This window comes from Desulforamulus reducens MI-1 (assembly GCF_000016165.1).
GTDB classification, from domain to species: Bacteria; Bacillota; Desulfotomaculia; order Desulfotomaculales; family Desulfotomaculaceae; genus Desulfotomaculum; species Desulfotomaculum reducens.
The window spans coordinates 1724921-1749684 of the sequence record NC_009253.1 but is presented as its reverse complement, the minus strand read 5'-3'; the positions used below and the strand labels follow the sequence as shown (position 1 = coordinate 1749684).

The window sequence follows — 24764 nt, the reverse complement described above, 5'->3', positions numbered from 1 at the left end:
CCTATGCCTATCATAAATCTGATATCCAACCTAAACCCCTCCCAAATAAAATATCGATAACATTATAGCATACATAGAATCATAATTTTGATTATGACAGAAAGGAATTTCAATCTAAGATCACGAAATTTTTACTAGAAAGAAAGGAGGCTAGCATCTTGGACTTTAGCACCATTGCATCTTATATAGCCATTATTGTTTTCGTTATATTGTTTTTCAGAATGATCGGTAAGGGTGGCTGAGGCTGCAAATAAAATGTACCGTGAGTACATGGAGACACGAAAAAAACAGGGAAACTTACGAAACTTGCGAAGGGCCTGGTTGAAAGTGACCAGGCCCTTCTTTAAATGATTAAGCTGCTTTGGTATGATCCTTAGCGTCTTGAATTTTTACATAATCAAGGTATCGTTTGGTTTCAGAAACTATTACGCCGGTTAAGCCCAATAAGGCAATCAAGTTAGGTATGGCCATTAAGCCGTTTACAATATCTGCCAGCAGCCATATAGCTTCCAACTTTAGGAAAGCTCCCGTGGCAACCAGCCCAATGAATATCAATCGATAAGCTTTAATACCTTTTATTCCAAAGAGATATTCACAACAGCGTTCACCGTAATAGTTCCATCCTAGAATAGTGGTAAAGGCAAACAAAACCAGGCCAAGGGTCAGAACTACCGGACCTATGCCAGGAAGTGCCGAAACAAAGGCCTCATTTGTCATGGCCGCACCCTTAGCTTCACCTGTCCAAACACCAGTAACCACCAAAGATAATCCTGTCATGGTACAGATTATAATGGTATCAATAAAGGTACCTGTCATAGATATTAACCCCTGTTCTGCGGGCCATTTTGTTTTCGCCGCAGCTGCTGCAATGGGAGCACTCCCCAAACCGGATTCATTTGAGAATACGCCCCTAGCCACACCATTACGAATTGCCAGCATAACAGTGGCACCTAGAAAACCACCTGCCGCAGCTGTTCCAGAGAAGGCACTGGTAAGAATAAGATTTACGACCGCAGGCAGCTTATCTGCAAAGGTTATCAAAACGTAAGCACAACTTAATATGTAAAATATAGCCATAAAGGGTACCACTTTGGTTGCAACATTGGCAATGCTCTTCAAACCACCAATGGTAACCAAGGCCACAAGAACAGTAACCACCGCCGCCGTTGCATAAGGCGGGATACCCAGAGATAGTTTACAAGCATCAACAATGGCATTTACCTGGGGGAAGGTACCAATACCAAAAAACGCTACCAGGATGCCACTGGCTGCAAACATTATTGCCAGGGGGCGAAATTTACGTCCTAACCCCTTTTCAATATAGTACATTGGACCACCGGAGATTTGTCCATTTTTGTCCACGGTCCGGTATTTAACCGCCAATAGACCTTCGGCATATTTTGTAGCCATACCAAAGAAGGCCGCCATCCACATCCAAAAGATGGCCCCGGGTCCACCGGTCCCGACAGCAGTTGCCACCCCAACGATATTTCCAGTACCAACGGTGGCTGCCAGTGCAGTGCATAGGGCACCAATACTACTGACATCTCCAGAACCATCGTTTTTCGCCTTAAAGATAAGCTTTAGGGCCATTGGTAAACGAGTTAACTGAATCAATTGAAGTTTCAGGGTTAGCCAGATTCCTGTGCCCACTAATAAGATTAATAGCGGTGGACCCCAAACGAAACTATCCACCTGATCAAGAACTTTTAAAAAATCCATTTCGCCATCTCCCTTTTCACTTAAAACTACAAAAGAGTCAAATCTTATTGATTTGACTCCAGAGAGACAGAATAGGAAGCAAAAGCATGCCGTCCAAAACGGTTTGCTTTTTTCTTCTACCCTCTGTCCTTTTGCCTGAGAGATTTACAGCTCTTATAAGCTGTTTGCACCTTCGGCGCCCAATTATGGGTCTCTCCAGAGTCCTGTCCACTTACGGTTCCACTTTTAATCAAAGCACCTGAGAGTATAACTCCTTCGGCGGGCATTTACTGCCACTCTCCCGTATGCATCATCCAGTTTATTATTCAGTTGTACAATGATATTTTAATATATTTTTGAAAATGTGCAATATTTTAGAAAGAAGTTTCTATATTCTAATTATTTATTACTATTGTCCCCACAAGACGGACGACCCTTATTCCATTTCATCCATATCCGTATTGTCAATTAAATCACCAATCATACCAAAAATATCTTTAGATCTTATAATACCAACAGCTTTACCCTTTTCAACCACTGGTAGTGCATTGACCTTATTCGCAACAATCATCTGCACCGCCTTCATAATATCCTCTTCTGGACCAATGGAAAAAATATGACGGTCTCTCATAATACGACGAACCGGAATCTCCGAAGCCGTCTTATAAGACTTTGACACAAATAGGGTCCACAGAAAATTAGATGGAATTTCTTTGCTCTCCTCATGCATAACTAGGGCCTTTAAAATCCCCCTGATGGTAAGCAACCCAACCAAATGTCCCTTATCATTCACCACTAAAAGTGACGTATGGCCCGTGGCAATTCCTTTATTATCCAGTTTAAATGAAGATTGCAACTTTTGTATGGCATCCTTTACTGTGTCGAACTGATTTACTGTCAAATAATCTTCTAAACTGATCATAATTTCTTTAACGGGTATATGTTTCATAGTTTACCTCCTAAACTGGCAGTATAATATATAGCATAATGAAAACCAAAAAACCCAGAAGTTACCCCTCTGAGTCATTACAAACCACTAAAATATTAATTATCCAAAAAAAGATAAACATCCAAAAAATATATTTGGTGGGACGTACTGGAATCGAACCAGTGACCTCTGCGATGTCAACGCAGCACTCTAACCATCTGAGCTAACGTCCCATTTTAAAAATCATTTTCACCATTTGCATAAATTAATATAAACGATGCAACCCAAAAAGTCAAGCTGTTATGTATAAAATTATCATAGCACTGCCTATAAGACAGTGCTACACAGTCAGTTCTTAGTTAAAAATACGCTTATACCAGGGCAATCGCTCAATATTCTGATTAGCTACCAAATCCACCGAAGCAATTTCTTTTCCCTTTACAGTAAATATCGCTTGGCCTAGTTTTGTTCCCTGTTTAACGGGCGCCATTGGTGTGGGCTTTAAGTGAATCTTTCTTTCTATTTTATCCATATCAACGCTTGGCACATAAACCTCTAGTTTCTTAGCTGTCACTAGGGTTATTTTATTTTCTACCCCCTCTAAAACTGGCATTGTTGACAATACTTCATCCTTTTCCACCAGCACCACTGGTTTTACCTCATTAAAACCATATTCCAACAATCGGGTTGCATCGTTCCACCGATTATTACTATGTAAGATCACCACTACCAATTGCCGTCCTTCTCTGGTGGCAGAAGCTATTAAGCAATTACCCGCTCTGGGCGTTGTACCTGTTTTTACACCATTAATGCCCTCAAAGTCAGATCTTAGTAGCCTATTGGTATTTCGCAATACACGTTGTTTCACGGTTTCTGCCTCGGATTTTTTACCTGTTTTTACTGCAGTTTCCTTGGGCAACCAAGTGATGGTTGCCTCTTTGGTACGAACAAATTCTGCAAAGGTTTTATTCTGCAAAGCATAACAAGTTAACTTAGCCAAATCATTGGCAGTTGTATAATGATTTGGATGGTGAAAACCATTGGTGTTGGCAAAATGCGTGTTTTTTAAACCAAGTGCAACGGCCTTTTCATTCATCATTTTTACGAATTGATCATGACTCCCCCCAATATGCTCGCCTATGGCTACAGTTGAATCATTTGCTGAATACATTAATGCCGCCTTTAACAAATCTTCCAGGTAGAGTCTGTCTCCAATATTTAAACCAATATCCTGCCCCATCGATACCCTGGCCGCCCTTTGCTGCACGGTCACAACATCCTTCAGGTTTCCCTTTTCAATGGCTAGAATAGCTGTCATAACCTTGGTTAAACTTGCCGGTTCTCGCCTTTTATCTCCATCCTTTTCAAAATAAACTTTACCGCTTTCGACTTCCATTAAACTGGCTGCGGAAGCTTTAACTTTAGGCGGTTTACCTTGGGTTTCTGCCCAAAGGGTTCCCGGCAACAATAGAAAGATACTTAGCAGACTCAGGAAAATAATTATGATTCTTTTCTGATTCACATTACATCCTCCTCCGCCCTTATTTTCTCTCCTCAGGCAACAGCTGATAACAGGAAAGGGTTATCAGCATTGGGAAAATTTTATAGTTTTTTCATATCCTTTAACGTATTTAAATACTATAGTTTATAGGGGGTGTAAGTATTGAGAGTTTTTGTTTTTGACTACCGTAAATTTAAAAAACAAGTACTGCTTTTGGGAACTTTCTTTCTCTGTGCCGTTTTCTTCACAACCATGTTATATCAGCAACAGATGCTGCCAACCACTGCAAAAAAATATGCCATTTATAAAGTAAAAACCGATAAAAAGGTGGTGGCCTTAACCTTTGATATTAGTTGGGGCACCAAAGTGCCGGGTCCGGTTCTGGATACCTTAAAAAAACACAATGTTAAATCCACCTTTTTCATTTCGGGTCCCTGGGCCGTAAAACACCCTGAATTTCCCAAAAGAATTGTGGCAGAGGGACATGAAATAGCCAGCCACGGTGAAGAACACGTAAACCTAAGCGAATACAACAAGGATGAAGTAAAGAAAAACATTCTTACGGCACATGGTAAAATTAAAGAAGTCACCGGCGTAGAACCATCTTTAATTCGTACACCTAATGGCGACTGGAACGACATGGTACTTACCACCGCAGAGGAACTAAATTACCGCGTCATCCAGTGGAGTGCCGATTCACTGGATTGGAAAAAACCCGGTGTACAGGCCATTGTGGATCGAGTTTTAAAAAAAACAGAACCTGGTGCAATTATCCTAATGCATGCCAGTGACACTTGTCTCCAAACGCCTGAAGCACTGCCCCAGGTGCTGGAAGGTCTTAAAGAAAAGGGTTATACATTGGTAACTGTTTCGGAACTTCTTAAACATGGCGAAGGAACCATCGATTAAACAGCAAGTGGGTCTATTTTCGACCCACTTGCTGTTTATATTTTCGCTCCCTTTGGGGCAAGGTAAGGAAAATGAGAAAATGGTGATAGCATGACAAAAATACTGAATTTGCAAAAAAGTCTTTTTGAGTTAGTCCGAGAACATCCCGACATCGCCAACATTATGCACGAACTTGGTTTTAAAGACATTGTCAAACCAGCTATGTTAAATACCGCCGGCAGGGTTATGACCATCCCTAAAGGTGCTGCCCTAAAAAAAATTGATTTAGACACCATCAAGCAAACTTTTCAGGAAAAGGGATATATAATCAAAAACTAAGGAGGATAAGACATGCAAGGTCAACATTTGATTAAAAATATTGATTTTTCAACGGCTGTTAATTTTTCTTCACTGGTGGAATAACAAGAGGGCAGGGTGGTTAGCAGAACCTTAGCCCAGGGAAAGCCCCTAAGCGTGACCCTTTTTGCCTTTGATAGAGGGGAAGAAATTAGCTCCCATTCCTCCCCCGGGGATGCTCTGGTCTACATATTGGATGGAGAATCGGAAATAACCATTGGAAATGAAAAACACATCGTAAAAAGCGGTGAAGCAATCGTGATGCCAAATAACGTGCCACATGGTCTGGTGGCCCAGGAAAGATTTAAAATGCTCTTAATTGTTATTTTCAACCTATCCTAAAACTTTATACTTCTAATTTGCTTAGGAAAACTTGTCTACGCCAAGCTTTTAGCGCGGGCGGAGCCTTAGTTGCCCTTGTGCACATCGGAAAGTTTTTAACTTTTCGATATGCCAAAAAATGTTCCCCTACCAAATCAACGGGAACATTTTTCACTGGTTTTAATAATATATTACGACTTACAACTTCTTACCTTTTCAAAGTTAGCGGGTTTTGGTATATTTAATCTGCCACAACCTTATAAGCTAGGGGATATTATATGATAAAAAAAGTGACTTTTATGATTGTTGCCGCTTCGTTGATCGTGGTATTATTCTATGTTCTTGATATCCATACCCTCCCAATTTGGCAGTCACACCATTTTAATAATCCAGAGAATCTGGCAGAATACATCCGCTCCTTTGGCGCTATGACTGTTGTGATAAGTCTGTCTTTAATGGTACTGCAAACTCTCTTCACACCCCTCCCCCTCTTTTTACTGGCAGGGGCCAATGGTTTTATATTTGGCGTCTGGTACGGCATTTTGATTACACTGGTTGGCTCTATCCTCGGAGCTACAATTGCTTTTTATGTTGCCCGGGGTTTTGGAAGAGGTATGTTATCACGTTATCTGAAAGAAAACTATCTGGCAAAGGTTGACGAAATGAGTTGCCGGGAAGGCCCGTGGATGGTGTTTATGGCCCGATTAATACCTGTGATTCCTTCCAGCATCATCAGCTACTTAGCCGGTTTAAGCAAAATGACCTTCCGGGGCTTTTTTGTTGCCACGGCCATTGGCAAAGTACCCGAAATTGTGATCTACACTGCCCTGGGTCATAGCTTTAGTCAAGCCGAAGGACTAGCCACTAAAGTAACGATTCTCCTCATCCTCGTTACTATTGTTGCTTGGCCATTGATATCGCGAAAGATTAAAAATAACAAGAAACCCCCACATAAAATACCCCCCGATCAATAATCAGGGGTTTTATTTACTACTTCCTTTTAAGTTTTGCAGAAAAATAATAGATAACCAAGACACCCAAGACCCCCGCCACCAAGAAATCCGCCCGGTGAAACCATGGTTTTAAGGCTTGCCAATTTTGTCCCAGCGCATAGCCTGCGTAAACCAGCAAGATACTCCAAGGTAAAGACCCCAGAAAAGTATAAAAGACAAACTTTTTGAAGTTCATGCCGGAAATTCCAGCAGGCAGAGAAATAAAGGTCCGGATAATGGGCATTAAGCGGGTAAAAAATACCGTTGCTTCACCATATCTCTCAAACCACCTGTCTGCCACTGCCAGTTTGCGTGGTGTGATACCCAGATAACGACCATACTTCTGCAAAAAGGGCCGACCGCCTCGCATTCCCAAATAGTAGGAAGCAATTGATCCCATGGTGCCGCCAACGGTCCCAGCCATGACAGTTCCCCAGAAATCCAGTCTTCCAGCATAAACAAGGTAACCCCCAAAGGGAAGGATTACTTCACTGGGTAAGGGTATGTTGGCGCTTTCAATGGCCATGCCAATGGCCACTCCCCAGTAACCAAGGGCTGCAATAACCACTGTCACCTGGTGTAATAAAGGCTCCAAGAAATCCAGCATTCTCTCCCCCTTGATTCATTAGAAAATATTCGTATTTTTATTTATACATGCTAAAACAAAAAAATATGACCGAAGGGAATCTTCGGCCATATTGAAACACCCTAATTCTTTATCAGAACCTCATTGGGTTGAAGCAAGACCTCTGCCCCCAACAAACGGAGGTCTGCTGCGGCTATATAGGAGCTGGAATCCTTAGCTTGTAAAGGATGTATCTGTTTTGGCTGCCCATTCAAAATACTTTTATCCCCAAGGACCGGCAGACCCCAGGAGAGGTTGTTGCCACTAACCACAATCCTGTTGTTCTGTTTATCCCAATTCGCCTCAAAACCCAGTGCTTCCACAGTGGCACGCAGGGGTACAAACCATTCTCCCCCTACCTTAACTATGGCCGGCAAATTAAACTTTTTACCATTAATTAAAGCTTTATTCTCTGTATATTGCATTTCCAGCTTTGACGGGTGCAGTAGTTGTGTGGCCCGATACAATTGAAGGGCTGGGGTTGCTACAAATCGGTCCGGTTTTAAACCAATGCCATTGATTTTCCGCTCCTTGGCAGTTAAGTACTCAGCTGTGGTCATTTTAAGAGCTCCACCGTTCCCCAACGGAATAATATCCTGCACGGTTCCTTTGCCGTAACTTTTTGTTCCCAATAGGGTAGCCATGCCGTAGTCCTGCAGAGCTCCAGCTAAAATTTCCGATGCACTGGCAGTTTGTTCGTTCACTAAAACTACCATGGGTATTTTATTGGCAATTTCTTCATATTCCGTTACGTAGGCATCTCTTCTCTTATTCCGATCCTCGGTAACAAAAATGGTTTTATCTTTCCCCAGTAAAAAAGATGCAATTTCCGCTGAAGAATCTACATAGCCACCGCCGTTATTGCGCAGGTCAATAATCAAGGAATCGATACCCTTCTCCTTTAATTGCAAGAAGGCATCGCCAAACTCCGTGCCGGTTTCCATGCCAAAACTATCAATCGAAATATAGCCTATTTTCTGGTTCAAAACCTCAGAGTAAACCGTGGGCATATTTACGATATTACGGGTGATCCCCAATTGTACGTCCTTTTGCCCAGCTCTTCTTACAGTCAGGTACACCTTCGTCCCCTTTTTTCCACGCAGCATACTCACAACGTCAGTTAGAGGCTTTCCAGCAATGTCTTGGCTATCCACTTTGAGAATAATATCCCCCACTCTCAGATCTGCCTGTTTGGCCGGTGATTCAGGAAGAACCCGAACTACCCGAGGATACTGATCCTGTGATTCCAATTCCGCCCCAATCCCCTCAAAGTCTCCATTAAGTTCATCACTGAACTGGTCAAATTCACCGGGGGCAAAATAAACTGTGTAGGGGTCACCTAAATGATCTAACATCCCGTCAATGCTTGCATTCGTTAGTTCCTTAACATCGGGACTACTTAGATGAAACTTGCTGATATAGCCAAAAACTTCCCCAAGGGTCGCTGCACCATTCATAGCTTCGTCCTCTTGGGCATATGCTGGCAGGGTCCAGGCCAAAGAACAAAATGATAACAATACGAGCAATCGTTTTAACAATTTACCACCTCTCAACAGGTTTTCTTAGCAGTTCCTTGGACCCCAGGGCACTTTTAAACAGTGAATCACGGTCTTTCCTTGGTTGTAGCACTGAAAAATAGCAACCCGAAGGGTTAAAGCCAGCTAAGTGTTCATATCTGGTAATTTCGAGAAGACCCTAGCAAATCCCTTCCCCAATTGATTATGAAGACAAAATTAACTCCCATGAAGGTATTTTGAGCCTTGCCGAGGAAAATACTAAAGATGCTAAATAAGGAAGGTGCTTACTTTGTCCCTGGATACCATCATTATTATCGACGGCAACAGCCTAATTCATAGAGCTTTTCATGCCATCCCCCTGCTTTCCAACAGTAAAGGGGTTATTACCAACGCTGTATATGGTTTCACTAATATGGTTTTAAAGGTTATCAAAGAGCAGGAGCCGGGTCTTGTTGCTGTTGCCTTTGATAAAGGCAAAACCACGTTCCGAAACCAGGAATATGCCGCATATAAAGGTACCCGTAAAGCTACCCCCGATGAACTGCGCCCTCAATTTATCCTGGCCAGGGATATCTTGGGAGCGATGCGAATACCCTTCTTTGAATTGGATGGCTTTGAGGCCGATGATTTAATCGGTACCATTGCTTGCCAGGCCGAGGCCACTGGACTCAACGTGTTAATTCTTACCGGTGATAGGGACGCTTTGCAACTGGTGTCTCCTAAAACCAAGGTTATGCTGACCCGTAAAGGGATCACAGAAATTGACTTATTTGATGAAGGTAAGGTCTGGGACAAGTATGGTGTTACTCCAAGTCAGGTTGTGGATTTAAAAGGTCTGCAAGGGGACACCTCGGATAATATCCCCGGCGTTGCCGGTATCGGAGAAAAAACCGCCAGTGTATTAATTAAAGAATACGGATCTGTGGAAGAAATCTTAAAAAACATTGATAAGCTCTCCCCCAGGCACCAGAAACTCTTACGAGGAAATGAAGAGATTGCACTTCTTTCAAAGAAACTGGCCACTATTATCCGGGACGTCCCCATGGAACTGGATTTATCTGAATGTTCCTGGCACGGACCCGATAACCAAAAGCTTCTGGAAATAGCCAAGGAGCTTGAATTTAAAACCCTGATTAAGCAACTTACCTCCGGTCAAAAATTTATAAAACAAAGCCAAGACAGTGGAACATCTGCTGATTTGCCACCTTTAGAAACCTATCAAGTGGGTTATCTAAATGTAACGGATCAAGATGCCCTTGATGAACTTCTCATTGAGGTTAGTCGCCAGGGAAAAGTTGCCATTTATCTGGAAGGTTTGAGAAATCAAGGGATTGACACTGCCTATTTGGCAATGGAGGATCACGATATATACAGATTGGCTATCCAAAACAAAGACAGTGACTCGGACCCCTGCCTGACTGTGCTGAAGGCCATTTGTGAATGTGAGAGTGTCAAAAAATATTTTCACGATGCCAAGCAGGCCCTGTGGATGTTGCACCACCATAGCATTGAACTGAAGGCATTGGCCGCCGACACCATGGTATCGGCCTACCTGCTAAATCCTACGGCCTCCAACTACGATATTAATGATGTGGCCTTAGAGCATCTGGGCATGGTATTGCCTGCGGAGGGCGAGACGGCAATGGCCAGCAGAGCTGAGGCTATCCGCCGGTTGGCCCAGAAACTATTTGAAAAGTTGGCTGAGCGTCAGGAAGACAGATTGCTAACACAGGTGGAGTTGCCTCTGGTACGCATTCTGTCTGAGATGGAAATTGCCGGCGTAGCCGTTGATAAGCAGGGTTTACAGGACATGTCTGTGGAACTTCAAACTGTAACAGAAACCCTGACGACCAAAATCCACGAACTGGCCGGTGAGAACTTTAACATTAATTCCCCCAAACAATTGGGGCCCATTCTCTTTGAGAAGCTTAAGCTACCTGTACTTAAAAAAACCAAAACGGGGTATTCCACCGACGCAGAGGTTCTGGAGAAACTGGCCGAGGAGCACGAGATAGTCGCCTTAATTCTGGAATATCGGCAAATGGCCAAATTAAAATCCACCTATACCGATGGTCTTGCGGCCCTGGTGGACCCTCAAACAGGGCGGCTGCATTCAACCTTTCACCAAACGGTTACCGCCACTGGACGGTTATCAAGTGCAGAACCAAATTTACAAAACATTCCCATCCGGTTGGAAACCGGCAGGAAAATTCGCAAGGTGTTTATTCCCCGTCAAAGGGGTAATCTAATCCTGACAGCGGATTATTCTCAAATCGAATTGAGAGTGCTTGCCCATATGTCCCAAGACGAAAGCTTCTTGGATGCATTTCGGCAGGGTCAAGATATCCATACCCGAACTGCTTCGGAGGTTTTTGGCGTACCCATGGATCAGGTGACCTCGGAAATGCGAAGTCGGGCCAAGGCTGTCAACTTCGGTATCGTTTATGGCATCAGTGACTTTGGACTAGCTCGGGATTTAAAGGTGTCACGCAAAGAGGCCCAGGGTTATATCGATCATTACTTTGCACGCTGCCCGGGGGTTCGGCAATATATTGACAGGGTTATCAAAGAGGCAAAAGAAACCGGCTATGTTAACACATTGTTAAACCGCCGCCGTTACCTGCCGGAATTATTCAGCAAAAACTTCAATATTCGTAACTTCGGGGAACGAGCTGCCATGAATACTCCTATACAGGGCACTGCTGCGGATATCATAAAACTGGCCATGGTTAAAATCAGCCAGCAGCTCAAAGAGCAAAATCTTTCTTCTCAAATGGTCCTACAAGTTCATGACGAATTAATTTTTGATGCACCGGAAAACGAAATCGAGTCATTGATAATGCTGGTTCGCCAAAGTATGGAAAACGCATTACAATTAGACGTACCACTAGTGGTGGACATTAAGCTTGGTCCCAATTGGTACGAAGCTAAGCCCATTTAATCCGTCTTCTGAGAGGTGAAATCATGCCTGAACTACCGGAAGTAGAAACCATCGTTCGCTCCCTGGAAAAACATTTATCCGGCCTTGTCATAACCTCCGTTGATTTATTTAAACCAGAGGTTATCCGTACACCCAGGGTGGATATATTTACGGATCAAATTGTAGGAAGGCAATTTCAAAAAAAACTGGGGCGTCGCGGCAAATACCTTTTACTCCACATGAGCGATGGCTTAACCCTGGTAATTCATCTTCGCATGACTGGAAGACTGATTTATTGTGATGCTGACTTACCGCTGGAAAAACACACCCATGTGATTTTTCATTTGGATAATGGTAAACAACTGCGCTTTGCCGATGTAAGGCGCTTTGGTCGTATGAGTCTGGTACCAACCAGAGAGGTACCCCATTTGCCCGGAATAAAAGAAATGGGTCCAGAGCCCTTGGACACAGCCTTTAGCCGAGAATATTTAAAGAAAGAACTTCGTCGCAGACGAACCCGTATTAAATCTTTATTGTTGGACCAGTGTTTTGTTGCCGGGTTAGGCAATATCTATGCTGACGAAGCACTGCACGAGGCTAAAATTCATCCCGAACGATTGGCACCGGATTTAACCAGCCGTGAAGCATCAGGGTTGCATAAAGCTATTATTGAAGTTATCTCCAGTGGCATTAAACACAGAGGAACCACTTTTCGCGATTACGTAGACGGAGAAGGTCGTTCCGGCAGCTATCAACACCAATTAAAGGTTTATAACCGCGAAGGTCTTCCCTGCCCCCACTGCGGAAAACCTATCCAACGCATAAAAGTAGCAGGCAGAAGTTCTTATTACTGCTCCTCCTGTCAAAAAGCCAAATAGTAGCAAGCACCCCTTTCTCTCCCCCTTCATAGACTGTAGATGTAAACAACGTCGACTGGGGGGGAAGTCATGGAGTTGCTCACATTGGTTGTCTTTGCCCTTGCCCTAAACATGGATGCCCTGGGTACCGGGGTAGCCTATGGGATACGAAAAATTCGCATCCCTTTTTTGTCTCTGCTGATTATCAGCGGCATGTCCGTCCTCACAATTATTTTTTCTATGACAGCGGGTCAGATGGTTTCGAAACTGATCTCGCCTGCCTTTGCTCATAGACTGGGCGGCATTCTTTTGTTACTTGTGGGTATTTGGATTCTTATCCAATCCATCAAGGATGCCAAGCAAGATAATCTAGAGGATTTAGCCGAATTTGAACGGACCGTTATGCAAATTCGTATTAAATCATTGGGCTTGGTGATTCACATTCTACGGGAGCCCTCTAAGGCAGACTTGGATAAATCCGGTGTCATTTCCGCCCGAGAAGCACTATTACTGGGCATCGCTCTGTCCATGGATGCCTTTGGAGCAGGTTTTGCAGTATCAATGTTTGGTTTCAGCACTGCTCTCACAGCAGTTGTTGTTGGCATCGGACATATCTTGATGACCTATGCCGGTTTGGTGCTTGGTAAATATTTTGCCTACAGTTCCTTGGGTCGGCAATTGGCATTGGTTCCAGGGTGTATTCTCATCCTGTTGGGGCTTTTTAAAATTAAGTAATTAACTTTTTACTTTCTAAGGAGTGTGTTTTATGATTATTGGGTTAACCGGTAACATTGCCAGCGGCAAGAGTACCGTGTCGCACTTATTAAAGGAGTTAGGAGCTAAGGTGATTGATACGGACCGGGTAGCTCGGGAAATTGTATTGCCTGATACACCTGCCCTAAAGGAGATTGTTTTCTCCTTTGGGGCAGGTGTTCTAAACAACGATGGAACATTGAATCGAGCCAAATTGGCAACCATTGTATTTGACAACCCGGCGGCTAGAAGGAAATTAGAGGCCATTACACACCCCCGCATCGAAGAAGAAATTAACCAACAAATTGAGTTTTTTTCCAAGGATAATCATGCTTCGGTTCTTGTGCTGGAAGTTCCCCTGCTGATTGAAGTGGGTTGGCATAAAAAGGTCGATCAGGTATGGTTGGTAACGGTTGATGAACGGGTTCAGTTAGAACGTTTAATGCAAAGGGACAAGCTTTCCCCAGAACAAGCTAAAAAACGTATCCACAGCCAAATGCCACAAAGGGAAAAAATGAAATATGCCAATGTTATCATTGATAATTCCGGTACTCCCGAGGAAGTAAAGCAAAAATTAATAGTTATTTGGTCCAACTTAATAAATTATTTACATGATTAACCATTTTCTGGTATATAATGTATTGGTTAAGTTTGTTTGCAGGAGTGATGACAGTGACTATTCGAAGCAAAAAAAATAGAGGCTTTAAAAGAAGGCTCCTGCTTCTGGTTTTGCTAGTACTAATCTGGTTCAGCCATAAAGAAATCGGGAAGTTATGGTACCCCTTTAAGTACCAGGAGTTAATTTATCATTATGCCGAAGTTAACCACCTAGACCCTTTGCTGGTGGCAGCGGTTATTAAAACCGAAAGCAATTTTAATCCCAGAGCCACGTCCCCCAAGGGGGCCCGGGGCCTCATGCAAATTATGCCAGACACCGCCAATTGGATATCCCAACAAATTGGCAGCGGTCCCCTGAAGTCAGAAAACCTACTCTATCCGGAAACCAGTATCAGTTTAGGCACTTGGTACTTATCGGATCTATTTTCCGAATTTAAAAATGATCCAGTTTTGGTGATTGCTGCCTATAATGCCGGGCGCGGCAATGTTACTCATTGGTTAAACGAGCAACACTGGACCGGAGAAAGAAAAACCATTGATCAGATTCCCTTTATGGAAACCAGACAGTATATCCGGCGAGTCCTTTGGAACCAGAAAGTTTATCATTACCTTTACGGTATGGAGTAAAAAAAAGTCATTCCTTGCGAATGACTTTTTTATTTTCTGGATCTTATGGTATTTCTTAACTTACGATATTTTGTTTAATTAATTGTATAATAGAGTCGATTTACAAATGTCTAAGTAAGGGATGAACTTGGTTGAAAAAGCTGCTTAATCTTTTCAGACTTATTTTAAGGCGAAAATTATTCTTAACCTTCCTTGCCTGGGCCGCTTTTATCAGTCTGGCAGGTTGGGTATGGGTGGCACTGGGTTGGTGGTTATTGGGAAAATTATGGTGGCATGAACTGGTGGTTCCTCACAGTGTTTTAGCCACGGTTCGAACAATGCTTTTCATTATCCTTTGGACTGGAGTGGTTTTGAGCTTCTTTATGCTCTGGTCCCATTATAACTATAAACGTTATTTCATTAAGGGTCACCGACAACACAAACCTTTAGAGGATCAAGTACCTCCTCTGCATTGGAACGAGGCAACCTTTGATCCCATGGATTTAAAATTTGAAATTAAGACGTAGCCAAGAAAAGATGGTGAGGTAATGGTTAACACCATAACAGCAGATACACTTTTACACGGGATTGGTTATTTTACTTTTCTTTACCCTGTGACCATGAGTATCATTTGGGTCATTGGCGGTTTATATTTTTGGTGGTACCGAGAGAGAAAGGCGCGAACCAACAACTGGCCCGAGGTCTGGCCCCCCGTAACCATTTTGATTCCCTGCCATAACGAGGAAATCAGCATTGCAACTACTTGCCATGCTTTAAGCAAAGTTAATTACCCAGACCTGAGAGTGGTCTTTATTGATGATGCTTCCACCGACAACACGGCACAGATCATCCGGGAATGGCTTAGGCAAGAAGTTCCTTCTTTTCACCTATTACGGTTGACGACTAATCAGGGTAAGGCAAAGGCTTTAAACTGCGGCCTGCAAGTGGCCGTACATACACCCATAACGGTTGTTATAGACGCTGATACTTTGATTACCCCCGATACCTTAAAATGGTTGATAGCCCCTTTTATCCGCCAACCTCGTCTGGGTGCTGTCTCCGGAAATCCCCTGGTGGGAAATCGAGAAAATCTGCTAGAAAATTTACAAACCGCGGAATTTGCTTCAATTCTAGGATTAATTAAGCGTTCTCAACGATCTCTGGGGCGGATGCTTACGGTATCTGGCTGTATTACTGCCTTTTGTACCGATACCCTGAGGCAATTAGGTGGTTTCTCCTCCCGATCTGCCACAGAGGACATCGACATTACCTGGGCTATTCAGCGAAACTTTTATGAGGTATGGTTTGAACCAAGAGCAATAGCATATATTCAGGTACCCAAGACCATAAAGGAATTTTGGCACCAGAGGTGCCGTTGGGCCTTAGGAGGCTGGCACCTATTACGGAGCCATTGGGACATCTTTACCCACTGGCGGTGGCGCAGACTTTGGCCTGTTTATTTAGATTTTGTCATTAGTTATCTTTGGTCCTTTTGCTTGGTGATAGGAACTCTCCTATGGTTAGTTACCTATTTGATTCCTAGCAAACCTGCCATTGGCTTAACACCCATCCCAGCATGGTACGGTTCTGTAATTAGTTTTGTTTGCCTGGTCCAATTCGGAGCAGCCCTATTAGCTAATCATCGCCATGATCACAAAATGTATCAAAGTTTTTTCTGGATTCCCTGGTATCCTATCTTTTTCTTTTGCATAGGGGCTCTAACAGTAGTATGGACAAGCTGTCGGGGCCTTTTCGGTGATCTGGTTACCGTTGGCAAATGGAAGAGTCCGGCCAGAAGTTCTATGCAGGGTTCGTTGGACGAGTAATATCCTATCGAATTGTTAGATACGGAAAACCCTTAGCCCGCCTCTTCGGTGGCTTGTACTTGAACCCTCCGCAATTCGTGAGGGTTTCCCTTTCACGACACAACTTATCAAGTCGCTATTATAACTCAAACTCATTGTCCATCTTGGTTATAATACATTTTGTCTCCAAGAAAGTTCAACAAATAGCCGGGGCGTAGCTCAGTTTGGGAGAGCGCTACCTTGGGGTGGTAGGGGTGGTAGAGGTCGCAGGTTCAACTCCTGTAGCTCCGACCAGTAAAGAAAACTTGGCTTACGCTATACCCTATAGGGCACGAGAGCCTTTAGGAGACAGCGTAAGCCTTAGTTGCCCTTATGCAAGTCGGAAATTTTATACTTTCTGATTTGCTAAAAAAAGAGTTTAATCTTTATCTTTGGTAAAGATTAAACTCTTTTTTATCGTCATCCCTATAAAGTAGTTATAATAATCGGTTCGTCCTCGGTAACAGCCAAAGTGTGCTCATATTGAACACAGATAGAACCATCCACCGTCCGGGCTGTCCAGCCGTCCCGGTCCAATTTAGCTTTCCAAGCTCCAAGGGTAATCATTGGTTCAATGGCTATAGTAATGCCGGCTTGCAACGATGGGCCTCTGTTGGGTCTGCCATAGTGAGGTATTTCAGGTGCCTCCCACAAACTCCGCCCCACACCGTGGCCACAAAATTCCCTTACAACACCGTAATGGAAGCTTTCCGCATAGGTCTGTATGGCATTGCCGATATCCCCGGTCCGGTTGCCCGGACGAGCCATAGCAATGCCCCGATACAAGCATTCCTTGGTTACCTTCATTAGCTGCTGGATCTCTGGGGAAACCTCCCCAACGGCGTAGCTCCAGGCAGAATCCGCATGATAACCTTTATACAAAGCACCTATATCTATTGTGACAACTTCACCAGCCCTAAGTTCCCTGGGACCCGGGAATCCATGGCAAATTACATCATTGATAGCCACGCAGATGGTGGCTGGAAAACCCATGTGCCCTTTAAAGCTGGGTACTCCCCCGAGTTTTCGTATATGCTTTTCAATAATTTGATCCAGTTCACCTGTGGTCACGCCAGGCTTTACTCGTTCGGCAAGAATGGCGTGACACTCGGCAACCATCTTTCCTGCCTCCCTCATAATTTGAATCTCCTGGGGTGATTTAATAATAATCACAGCTTAACCTCCCATATCTACCCATTTTCTTTGGATTTTTGTATCAGCTTATAAACATCAAGAGGTTCATTTGTCTGCTCAAGGAAAAGCTGCCCCGCAGCAACATGGTCAATATATAAAATACCATCTAAATGGTCAATCTCATGCTGTAGACAGCGGGCCAAAAGCCCCTTTCCTTCCACAAGAATTTCTTCCCCTTCTCTGTTCATGGCCTTAACTTTAACAAATTTACTCCTTTTCACCCTGCCCCAGATACCCGGTAGGGATAAACATCCCTCGGAACCAACTTGTTCACCAGATTTTTCTATGATTTCCGGGTTAATCAATTCAATCTTTTCATTGCCTAGGTCGATTACTACAACTCTTCTCAGAAATCCCACCTGGGGTGCAGCTAATGCGGCACCGTTAGGCGTAGCCCTGAGTGTATCCGCCATATCATTCAATAATTGTAATATGTTAGGTGTAATTTCGCATACGGGTTTACATACCTTACGCAAGGCAGGGTCTCCCAATTTTCCTATCATTCTTTCTGGCAATTTTTTCACCTCATTCGAAAAATACAACTTGCTTTCTTCATCCTAATTGCATTATAAAACAAATCTCTGGATTGTTTACAGATTTTTAGTAAACTCCCAGCTCCATTCTTAAGCTCATTAACAAATCGACTCCCTCTAAAATATATTATTAAAAAAAGTAAGGTGACTTGCTATGGTAAAGGAAAAACTCCCTGTTATATAGCAGGGAGTTTTTGATCAGCCACAATACCATATAAGAATGTGTGCATAACTGTTTTAAATGCTTCTTCTATTGTAAGGTTATTTTCCACAACAAAGGTTGGATTCACCACACTGCGGACAGTTGACAAAAGAGAGGCTGTAACGATGGTGGGGTTAATTTCCTTAAAGTAGCCCTCCTTACTGCCTTCCACGATCATTTCAATTAGGTACTTTATCTTTTCTGCACGAAATTGCTCCACCTGTTCCCAAATATCTGGATAGTGCCGCTGCAGTTCACTCAAGACTCTTGGCGACAAAATCCTTAGTCTTTCCGAGATCAATTTAACAAAATTGGTGATTCTCTCAATAGGAGTGCCATGGTTTTGCAAAACCTGAAAAACCTCTTTCTCGGTCTCCAGCATAAACTGCCGCATAACTCCCTCGACGATTTCTTCCTTGCTTTTAAAATAGCGATAGATTGTTCGTTTACTCATATTATTACGAGCTGCCAATTCATCCACCGTAACTCCGTAAAAACCCCTTTCCTCCGCCAACTCCCTAAAAAGTACAATAATTTTCTCACGCGGCTCCATTGAATCACCACCTTCAAGGTTAGACAATCTTCTTCTTAAACTTTAAGATACTAATAGTCATCAATACTACTGTGAAAGTAAACAATGCTATGACTTGGGGTACCAGATAAGAAAATCCTATCCCCTTCAGGACAATCCCCCGAATAATGGTTAAATAATAAGTTAGAGGGATCAGGTTACTTATATATTTTATCACAACAGGCATAGCATCCCTTGGAAACATAAATCCCGATAGCAAAATACTAGGCAATAGAACGAAAAATGACATTTGCATGGCTTGCATTTGTGACTTGGCGATGTTAGATATCAGTACACCAATACCCAAGGACGCAGTAATAAAGAACAGTGTTAAAAGATACAGTTGCAGTAAGCTGCCCCGGATGGGAACATCAAAGATAATCACTCCCACCAGCAATGCTACCGTAATTTGCAGATAACCCAGGGCAACGTATGGAATAACCTTTCCAATCATTAATTCATAGGATTTAATGGGGGTAACAATAAGCTGCTCCAGAGTTCCCCGCTCCCGCTCACGAACAATCCCCATTGATGTCATCATTACCATTGTCATTGTTACAATGATTCCCAAAATAGCCGGTACCATGTAATAGGCCGTAATTCCATCTGGATTATACCAAGGCCGAACTCGCACATCGTAGGGAGGTTGATAATGACCAACCTTTTCAATAATAACATTCTGGGATTTAATTAGTCCAATGGCATTAGCAGTGGCGATGGCAGAATTAGAAACCATACTATCTGTGGCATCTACTAGTACTTGGACCTGGGCGGTATCTCCCCTTCTCACATTCCCAGCAAAATCAGGCGGGAAAATCACCCCCACCTTAACAGTACCTTTATCGATCATGTCGGTAACTTCTGTATAGCTTCCCGCCATCTCTGTAACCTCAAAGTAACCTGATACCTTGAAGGAATCCAGCAGTTCACGACTCTCCGGAGATAAGGATTGATCAAAAACCACTGTGGGTATATGTTTTACTTCAGTTTGGATAGCATAGCCAAAAAGCAGCAGCTGCACCAGGGGAAGCATGAAAATTAACCCAATGGTTAAGCGATCTCTTTTCATTTGTAAAAATTCCTTATATAAGATGGATAAAATTCTACTCATTGGCACTACCCCTCCTTCTCTGCCTGGACAAAGCAATAAATACATCCTCCAGGGAGGGTGTTATTTTCTTTATGTTACCAGCTGTGTGTTGTTGAAGCTCCGACAGATTCTCTTCAGACTGCACCAGCACATGTAATAGAGAACCATGGACAGAACATTCCTTAACATATGGTAGGGCTTCAACCACAGGTAGTCTGTCCATGGGATTATTAGTAGCCACCTCTGCCAACACACCCTCCAGCACATTGTTTCTCAGGTTGTCCGGTGTATCATTGGCAATTAAATGGCCCTCGGAAATAAAGGCAATATTGCTACAGCGTTCAGCCTCATCCATGAAGTGGGTGGTAACCATGATTGTGGTTCCTGCATTAGCCAATCCTTGTATAATATTAAAAAACATTTTACGGCTAGTGGGACTTATGCCGCTGGTTGGTTCATCCAAAAATATGATGGCGGGTTTGGAAAGGATGGCGCAGCCCAGTGCCAATCGTTGCTTCCAACCCAGACTAAGATTGACTACCAGTTCCTTTTCACGCCCGGTAAGACAGGCCATCTCTATCATTTCTTCAATTCGCGTTTTCCGCTCCGGCCGTGGCACACTGTAAAGCCCTGCATAAAAACTAAGGTTTTCCTGTACTGTTAAGTCATCATAAAGACTAAATTTTTGCGACATGTAACCAATGCGACTTTTAATTTGCTCAGACTCGCTGGCTAAATCGTAGCCCAGCACCCTGCCGCTGCCGGAGGTAGGTTCTAGAATACCACAGAGCATCCGTATGGTTGTGGATTTACCGGAACCGTTCGGACCCAAAAAACCATATATTTCGCCGGGACGAATTTTAATAGTCAGCTTATTCACGGCGGTAAAACTGCCAAAGGTTCTGGTTAAATCATTGGTCTCTACCACATAATCCATTTAAACCACCCCTTGTTCAGCCAGGACCACAAAGACATTCTCCATCGTTGCAGCCACCTCTGCCACAGAATATAATAGGATATCCCGTTTCGCTAAGATAGAGCGGATCTCCTCTAAAGCTGCCTGATGGTCCCTAACTACCAAATGATATTTATAACCATAAAAATTGGCATCCAATATCTCTTTTCCTTGACTGAAGATTTCAGGCTCCCGAGTAGCTGCCTTAACTTCCAGTACCCTGTAGGGAAAGCTGCCTTTTAAGTTGCCCGGTGTATCAACTGCCACTAACTTGCCGTTATTCATGAACCCTACTTTTTTACACAATTCAGCCTCATCCATATAGGGAGTGGAAACTAAAATGGTCATACCACCCTTATTTAACTGGTAAAGAATCTTCCAAAACTCCTTTCTGGACTCTGGATCCACACCAAAGGTGGGCTCGTCCAAGACCAGTAACTGTGGTCTGGAAATAAGAGCACAGGTTAAAGCTAGCTTTTGCTTCATACCACCCGAGAGATTATCGGCAAATCTCTTCTTAAACTGAATGAGATTAGTTATCTGTAGTATTTCATCTGCCCTTTGCCCAACAGTTTTCCGTCCTAAGCCATACATAGAACCAAAGAAATTAATATTTTCCATGACCGTAAGATCACCATATAAACTAAACTTTTGGGGCATGTAGCCAAAGGCCCCCTGTTCTGCTGTTGGTTCCGGTAAGGCCAAGCGTACACTCCCGCTATCAGGTGTAATAAGTCCACAAATCATGCGAATTAATGTAGTTTTACCGGCGCCATCGGGACCCACTAAGCCAAAGATTTCTCCGCGTTGTACTTCTAAGGAAACCCCTGCTACGGCTTGGCTGGAGCCAAACTCTTTGTTTAATTGCTGGGTTTTAATCATTTACTCACCCCGCTGTTGAAATACCACATCTGCGGGCATACCGGGTTTCAAAGTTCCGTTGGGTTTCGTGACCCGAATCTTTACAGCATAAACTATGTTAGTGCGTTCATTTTTTGTCTGTATAGTTTTAGGAGTGTATTCACCCTGAGAAGCTATTTCTTCTATCTGACCAGCATAATGATCATTACTGCCACTAACAGTAAAATAAACTTCTTGCCCCAATCTCAGCTTAGGTAGGTCATCTGTGGGTACATAAACGCGAATCCACATATCGTTTAGATCCGCCACCGTAACAAGAGATACCCCGGCCTGAACAAATTCCCCAGGTTCCTGATTTTTGGATAAGACTATTCCGCTCACCGGAGAGAATATCTTAGTATCTGCCAACAGGGCCTCGGAGGCTTTCAAAATTGCCCGTGCACGCTCCATTTCTATTTGAGCAGCTTTAATGGCGTCTGGACGGTTACCTTCCTCTAGTAAACTTAGCTTAGCACTGAATGATGCCAGTTGGTTTTCTTTAATCCTAAGATCAGTCTGAAGCTTTTCTAATTGTTCCTGTGGGAGAGCTGCTGCTTGAAATAACTTCTCCCCCCTTTCATAATCTGCCAGTGCTTTTTCATAAGAAGCTTGGGCAACGTTTACATTGGCCGATGCCTCCTTGATCTCCTGTACTCTGGCTCCGGAGTTGAGATCCTTTAACTGACTTTCAGTCTTAAGTACACCCAATGCATCCCGTTCCTTTTGAGCAACCAGATCATTTCTGATTATCTGACCAACCAGTTGTCCTTTTTTTACCTTATCCCCAGCAACTACAGAAATAGCGCCAATGGTTCCAGGAAGCTTGGCACTGAGCTCCACCTTTGTTACCTCGATTGTCCCACTGGCAGTTAAAGCTGATTCTTGGGGATTATAAAAACGTTGATAACCCCAGTACAAAACACCAGCCAGTAATCCTACTAAGATAAAAGCCACTACTCTTTTCTTCATATTATCGCCCCCATTGGCATACTGTTAATTTTTAGGTAAACTAATTACACACATTTCGTTTACCTAGTGTTAGGATACCACCCTTTGATCTCAACCACAAGATAAATTGCGTAAAGGAAAAGGGAAACTTCCTAGTAAAATTGAATCAAGTAGTATTTAACAATTCCCCTAGAAACGAGGTGTAATTATGGGGTTAATCTATACTGGAGCAAAATGTCGTGATTGCTACCGTTGTGTAAGGATCTGCAACTTAAAGGCCATCAGGATGAATACCGGTCATCAGGGCAGATTTCATGCCCAGGTCATAGATGAACTTTGTGTCCATTGCGGCCAGTGTATTCTTGCTTGCCCCCAAAGGGCCAAAAGGCCCGTTTCCGATCTCAAAGAAGTAAAACAACTCTTGGCCGAAGGAACCCCCGTCATTGCCGTGGTGGCCGCTTCCTTCATCAGTGCCCTTCCCCTGAAAAAACCGGATTTATTGCCAACCCTATTAAAGAAATTGGGTTTTATTGAAGTTCAAGAAACCTCCATTGGTGCTGGTATGGTTACACAAGAGTATCTAAACATGGGTTTTGAAACCCCCCGCCTGATTAGTTACTGTCCGGTGATTGTTAATTTAATTGAGCGGTATTATCCCGAATTAATTACCCTGCTGGCTCCCATCGTTTCACCTATGATCGCCCAGGGAAGAATTATAAAATCCCTCAATCCCTATGCCAAAGTGGTCTACATAGGCCCCTGTGCAGCCAAACGGGATGAAGCTCAACTCCTGGGCCTGAAGGATACCATTGATTATTTCCTGGGTTTTAACGAGCTATGGGATTGGATTCAGGACTCGGTACCCTTGACGGAAGATCTTTCCCCTTCGGCCTTTGACAGCTTTTCCCCTTGCCAAAACCGCATTTATCCCGTGGAAGGCGGTGTCATTTGGGCCGTAGCCGAAGAACTGCGGCAAGCCGGGGAAGATTTTCTGACCATATCTGGTTTGGACAGTTGCATCGAATTTGTTAAACACCTTAGTCAAGGACAGATTACAAACCCTCCTAAGTTAATGGAACTCTGGGCCTGTAAAGGTGGCTGCATTAATGGTCCCCTTTCCCTCTGTCTGGAAGAAAGTCTTTTTATGCGACAACGCAAACTTCTGGAGTATTACAACTCGTCCGGTGAATGTGTTTTCGTAATTGATGATTATAAACTGCCTGAGATTCCTTTAAAAAGAGATTTTGTCAACCGTAAGGTGGAGCAACCCTATCCAAGTGAAGCTGAAATTCAAGGTATTTTGGCCAGAACCGGCAAATTATCAGCAGCCCAGGAGTTTAACTGCGGAAATTGTGGCTACAACTCCTGCCGTGACAAGGCTGTGGCTGTTTATCAGGGTAAGGCCGAAGTAGAAATGTGTATTCCCTATATGAGAAAACGGGCAGAATCCATGTCAAATCGGGTCATTTCGGCCATGCCCAATGCCATCATCGTGGTGGGTAAAAATCTGGATATTTTAGAGATCAATCCAGCGGCAGAGGCACTCTTTCAGTGTTCTGCTTCCGAGGTTGTGGGACAAAGACTTCTCACTCTAATGCCTGCCACTAATTTCTTGAAGGTGATTCAAAGCGGGGAAATGATTAATACCACCGAGACCTATCCCTTACTGGGGATTGTCACCCATGAGATTATTTTCCCAGTCAAAGGAACCGATGCGGTGGTGGGAATCTTTATTAACATAACTTCCGAAAAGAAACAGCGGGAACAGTACGAATTAATTAAAAGTCAAACCATCCAACAGGCCCAGGATGTAATTGAAAAACAAATGATGGTGGCCCAGGAAATAGCGGGTCTGCTGGGCGAAGCAACGGCGGAGACCAAGGTTCAACTGGGTAAATTAATTAAATTAATGCGGCAAGAAACCCTTTAGAGAGGAGTGCCGC

At 43.4% G+C, this 24764-nt stretch carries 23 protein-coding genes, 2 tRNA genes, 1 pseudogene and 1 riboswitch; of the genes and pseudogenes, 13 read left to right on the top strand and 13 right to left on the bottom strand.

The genetic code is table 11. From position 1 onward, the window contains the following. Positions 1–351 precede the first annotated feature (351 nt). The 4 genes from DRED_RS08645 to DRED_RS08630 form a co-directional block, all read right to left on the bottom strand. The gene (locus DRED_RS08645; protein ID WP_011877952.1) at positions 352–1722 is read right to left on the bottom strand and encodes an alanine/glycine:cation symporter family protein; all 1371 of its coding nucleotides are present in this window, start codon (positions 1720–1722) and stop codon (positions 352–354) included. Positions 1723–1835: 113 nt separating this feature from the next. Beyond that, a riboswitch (glycine riboswitch) is annotated at positions 1836–1931 on the bottom strand. A gap of 206 nt (positions 1932–2137) precedes the next feature. Beyond that, positions 2138–2650 (bottom strand): CBS domain-containing protein, encoded by a 513-nt coding sequence (locus DRED_RS08640; protein ID WP_011877951.1) that lies wholly within the window; start codon positions 2648–2650, stop codon positions 2138–2140. A 135-nt stretch (positions 2651–2785) separates the two neighbouring features. Continuing rightward, positions 2786–2862: transfer RNA gene (locus DRED_RS08635), tRNA-Val, on the bottom strand. A gap of 122 nt (positions 2863–2984) precedes the next feature. After that, complete coding sequence (locus tag DRED_RS08630) at positions 2985–4151, bottom strand: D-alanyl-D-alanine carboxypeptidase family protein (protein ID WP_011877950.1); 1167 nt, start codon at positions 4149–4151, stop codon at positions 2985–2987. A 141-nt stretch (positions 4152–4292) separates the two neighbouring features. On the opposite strand from DRED_RS08630, the gene pdaB reads away from it, so the two are divergent. The 4 genes and pseudogenes from pdaB (at position 4293) to DRED_RS08610 (ending at position 6670) form a co-directional block, all read left to right on the top strand. Continuing rightward, positions 4293–5039 (top strand): polysaccharide deacetylase family sporulation protein PdaB, encoded by a 747-nt coding sequence (pdaB, locus tag DRED_RS08625; protein ID WP_011877949.1) that lies wholly within the window; start codon positions 4293–4295, stop codon positions 5037–5039. Positions 5040–5129: 90 nt separating this feature from the next. Continuing rightward, positions 5130–5357 carry a DUF1858 domain-containing protein gene (locus DRED_RS08620; protein WP_011877948.1) on the top strand — a complete coding sequence of 76 codons (228 nt, stop codon included), beginning with the start codon at positions 5130–5132 and terminating at the stop codon, positions 5355–5357. Between the two features lie 12 nt (positions 5358–5369). Continuing rightward, positions 5370–5717 (top strand): annotated as a pseudogene (locus tag DRED_RS08615) (cupin domain-containing protein). A gap of 257 nt (positions 5718–5974) precedes the next feature. Continuing rightward, positions 5975–6670: a TVP38/TMEM64 family protein gene (locus tag DRED_RS08610; RefSeq protein WP_011877946.1), complete on the top strand. Its 696-nt coding sequence runs from the start codon at positions 5975–5977 to the stop codon at positions 6668–6670. A gap of 16 nt (positions 6671–6686) precedes the next feature. On the opposite strand, the gene DRED_RS08605 is transcribed toward DRED_RS08610, so the two are convergent. Together DRED_RS08605 and DRED_RS08600 are read right to left on the bottom strand one after the other, a co-directional pair. Beyond that, entirely contained in the window at positions 6687–7295 is a 609-nt protein-coding gene (locus DRED_RS08605; protein ID WP_011877945.1) for a DedA family protein, read from the bottom strand. A gap of 101 nt (positions 7296–7396) precedes the next feature. Continuing rightward, on the bottom strand, positions 7397–8851 hold the full coding sequence (locus DRED_RS08600) for a S41 family peptidase (protein WP_011877944.1): 1455 nt from the start codon (positions 8849–8851) through the stop codon (positions 7397–7399). Positions 8852–9119: 268 nt separating this feature from the next. On the opposite strand from DRED_RS08600, the gene polA reads away from it, so the two are divergent. The 8 genes from polA to DRED_RS08560 all read left to right on the top strand — a co-directional run bounded on the left by polA (position 9120) and on the right by DRED_RS08560 (position 16683). Next, positions 9120–11771 carry a DNA polymerase I gene (gene polA, locus DRED_RS08595; RefSeq protein WP_011877943.1) on the top strand — a complete coding sequence of 884 codons (2652 nt, stop codon included), beginning with the start codon at positions 9120–9122 and terminating at the stop codon, positions 11769–11771. 23 nt (positions 11772–11794) lie between these two features. Continuing rightward, on the top strand, positions 11795–12628 hold the full coding sequence (mutM, locus tag DRED_RS08590) for a bifunctional DNA-formamidopyrimidine glycosylase/DNA-(apurinic or apyrimidinic site) lyase (protein ID WP_011877942.1): 834 nt from the start codon (positions 11795–11797) through the stop codon (positions 12626–12628). 69 nt (positions 12629–12697) lie between these two features. Then, positions 12698–13342, top strand: a complete 645-nt coding sequence (ytaF, locus tag DRED_RS08585) for a sporulation membrane protein YtaF (RefSeq protein ID WP_011877941.1) — start codon at positions 12698–12700, stop codon at positions 13340–13342. A gap of 31 nt (positions 13343–13373) precedes the next feature. Beyond that, entirely contained in the window at positions 13374–13979 is a 606-nt protein-coding gene (coaE, locus tag DRED_RS08580) for a dephospho-CoA kinase (protein ID WP_011877940.1), read from the top strand. A gap of 47 nt (positions 13980–14026) precedes the next feature. Next, the gene (locus tag DRED_RS08575) at positions 14027–14605 is read left to right on the top strand and encodes a lytic transglycosylase domain-containing protein (protein WP_420794782.1); all 579 of its coding nucleotides are present in this window, start codon (positions 14027–14029) and stop codon (positions 14603–14605) included. Positions 14606–14736: 131 nt separating this feature from the next. Then, positions 14737–15111, top strand: coding sequence for a hypothetical protein (locus DRED_RS17925; RefSeq protein WP_011877938.1), 375 nt, complete (start codon positions 14737–14739; stop codon positions 15109–15111). A 21-nt stretch (positions 15112–15132) separates the two neighbouring features. Next, a complete protein-coding gene (locus DRED_RS08565) occupies positions 15133–16410 on the top strand; it encodes a glycosyltransferase family 2 protein (RefSeq protein ID WP_011877937.1) in 1278 nt (425 codons plus the stop codon). A gap of 187 nt (positions 16411–16597) precedes the next feature. Beyond that, positions 16598–16683: transfer RNA gene (locus DRED_RS08560), tRNA-Pro, on the top strand. A gap of 171 nt (positions 16684–16854) precedes the next feature. Here the strand turns inward: DRED_RS08560 and map are convergent. The 7 genes from map to DRED_RS08525 all read right to left on the bottom strand — a co-directional run bounded on the left by map (position 16855) and on the right by DRED_RS08525 (position 22842). Beyond that, a complete protein-coding gene (map, locus tag DRED_RS08555; RefSeq protein ID WP_011877936.1) occupies positions 16855–17601 on the bottom strand; it encodes a type I methionyl aminopeptidase in 747 nt (248 codons plus the stop codon). 17 nt (positions 17602–17618) lie between these two features. Further along, positions 17619–18125: a peptide deformylase gene (def, locus tag DRED_RS08550; RefSeq protein ID WP_198006953.1), complete on the bottom strand. Its 507-nt coding sequence runs from the start codon at positions 18123–18125 to the stop codon at positions 17619–17621. 206 nt (positions 18126–18331) lie between these two features. Further along, a complete protein-coding gene (locus tag DRED_RS08545; protein WP_011877934.1) occupies positions 18332–18910 on the bottom strand; it encodes a TetR/AcrR family transcriptional regulator in 579 nt (192 codons plus the stop codon). 19 nt (positions 18911–18929) lie between these two features. Beyond that, positions 18930–20039: an ABC transporter permease gene (locus DRED_RS08540; protein ID WP_011877933.1), complete on the bottom strand. Its 1110-nt coding sequence runs from the start codon at positions 20037–20039 to the stop codon at positions 18930–18932. Then, a complete protein-coding gene (locus DRED_RS08535; protein ID WP_011877932.1) occupies positions 20032–20955 on the bottom strand; it encodes an ABC transporter ATP-binding protein in 924 nt (307 codons plus the stop codon). Before DRED_RS08535 ends, DRED_RS08540 begins: the two co-directional genes overlap by 8 nt. Next, positions 20956–21855, bottom strand: coding sequence for an ABC transporter ATP-binding protein (locus DRED_RS08530; protein ID WP_011877931.1), 900 nt, complete (start codon positions 21853–21855; stop codon positions 20956–20958). It abuts the gene before it with no gap. Beyond that, positions 21856–22842, bottom strand: coding sequence for an HlyD family secretion protein (locus tag DRED_RS08525; protein WP_011877930.1), 987 nt, complete (start codon positions 22840–22842; stop codon positions 21856–21858). A gap of 187 nt (positions 22843–23029) precedes the next feature. Here DRED_RS08525 and DRED_RS08520 point away from each other — a divergent pair, with 187 nt between their 5' ends. Then, complete coding sequence (locus DRED_RS08520) at positions 23030–24751, top strand: [Fe-Fe] hydrogenase large subunit C-terminal domain-containing protein (protein WP_011877929.1); 1722 nt, start codon at positions 23030–23032, stop codon at positions 24749–24751. Positions 24752–24764: the final 13 nt, after the last annotated feature.

Bases quoted from the DNA above. Each gene is read 5' to 3' on its own strand.
- DRED_RS08530 (WP_011877931.1), bottom strand. From the start codon at position 21,855: ATGATTAAAACCCAGCAATTAAACAAAGAGTTTGGCTCCAGCCAAGCC.
- DRED_RS08520 (WP_011877929.1), top strand. From the start codon at position 23,030: ATGGGGTTAATCTATACTGGAGCAAAATGTCGTGATTGCTACCGTTGT.
- DRED_RS08575 (WP_420794782.1), top strand. From the start codon at position 14,027: ATGACAGTGACTATTCGAAGCAAAAAAAATAGAGGCTTTAAAAGAAGG.
- ytaF (WP_011877941.1), top strand. From the start codon at position 12,698: ATGGAGTTGCTCACATTGGTTGTCTTTGCCCTTGCCCTAAACATGGAT.
- DRED_RS08540 (WP_011877933.1), bottom strand. From the start codon at position 20,039: ATGAGTAGAATTTTATCCATCTTATATAAGGAATTTTTACAAATGAAA.
- DRED_RS08545 (WP_011877934.1), bottom strand. From the start codon at position 18,910: ATGGAGCCGCGTGAGAAAATTATTGTACTTTTTAGGGAGTTGGCGGAG.
- mutM (WP_011877942.1), top strand. From the start codon at position 11,795: ATGCCTGAACTACCGGAAGTAGAAACCATCGTTCGCTCCCTGGAAAAA.
- def (WP_198006953.1), bottom strand. From the start codon at position 18,125: ATGATAGGAAAATTGGGAGACCCTGCCTTGCGTAAGGTATGTAAACCC.
- DRED_RS08645 (WP_011877952.1), bottom strand. From the start codon at position 1,722: ATGGATTTTTTAAAAGTTCTTGATCAGGTGGATAGTTTCGTTTGGGGT.
- DRED_RS08610 (WP_011877946.1), top strand. From the start codon at position 5,975: ATGATAAAAAAAGTGACTTTTATGATTGTTGCCGCTTCGTTGATCGTG.
- DRED_RS08525 (WP_011877930.1), bottom strand. From the start codon at position 22,842: ATGAAGAAAAGAGTAGTGGCTTTTATCTTAGTAGGATTACTGGCTGGT.
- DRED_RS08620 (WP_011877948.1), top strand. From the start codon at position 5,130: ATGACAAAAATACTGAATTTGCAAAAAAGTCTTTTTGAGTTAGTCCGA.
- DRED_RS08640 (WP_011877951.1), bottom strand. From the start codon at position 2,650: ATGAAACATATACCCGTTAAAGAAATTATGATCAGTTTAGAAGATTAT.
- DRED_RS08605 (WP_011877945.1), bottom strand. From the start codon at position 7,295: ATGCTGGATTTCTTGGAGCCTTTATTACACCAGGTGACAGTGGTTATT.
- DRED_RS08565 (WP_011877937.1), top strand. From the start codon at position 15,133: ATGGTTAACACCATAACAGCAGATACACTTTTACACGGGATTGGTTAT.
- DRED_RS08535 (WP_011877932.1), bottom strand. From the start codon at position 20,955: ATGGATTATGTGGTAGAGACCAATGATTTAACCAGAACCTTTGGCAGT.
- coaE (WP_011877940.1), top strand. From the start codon at position 13,374: ATGATTATTGGGTTAACCGGTAACATTGCCAGCGGCAAGAGTACCGTG.